Source organism: Arhodomonas sp. KWT (genome assembly GCF_010993615.1).
Genome location: NZ_WNXE01001064.1, coordinates 1 through 560, shown reverse-complemented (window position 1 = coordinate 560; position 560 = coordinate 1). Strand labels below are relative to the sequence as shown.

At 72.1% G+C, this 560-nt stretch carries 1 protein-coding gene; it reads right to left on the bottom strand.

Annotated elements, in window-relative coordinates; all coding sequences use genetic code 11:
- Window positions 1-560: hypothetical protein (locus tag G7A99_RS24165; RefSeq protein ID WP_163144618.1), on the bottom strand; the 560-nt coding region annotated here is incomplete at both ends.

The window sequence follows — 560 nt, the reverse complement described above, 5'->3', positions numbered from 1 at the left end:
AGATCGGCGAGGCGCTTGAGTTCGCGCTCCAGGCGCGGCAGCAGGCCGCGGACCTGAGCGTCGTTGCCGTCCACACTGCCCGTGCGCAGGGCCTCGATGAGGGCACACCCGACCCACCACGGGGCCGCCCGACGCGCGTCGGGCGCCGCCTCGTCCATGCCGGACAGGGCACGGGCCATGCGCTTCAACCCGTCCTCGGCATCACCGCGCAGCCACGCTATCAGTCCGCGCTGGAAGAACGCACGGGCCCTTGGTGCGAGCTCCACGCGCCGGTCCCCGCTGTCCCGCGGCGGGCCGTCCTCCCGGGCATCCACCGCACCGAAATCGGGTGTGAACAGGATGGCCTCGGTGACCTCGGTCCGGCCATGGGCACCGCGCAGCTCGTTGATGATCGACAGCAGCGGGAAACGGGTCTCGGCACCGCTGACCGTGAGACGCTCGAGATAGCGCCGAAGCTGGAGGATCGCCCCCATAAGCGCCTCACGGGCCGGCCCGGCGTCGGCCACGTCGCCGGTGAGCAGGTCGCCCGCCAGCGTCTCCATCTCCTCCGCGCACAGCGC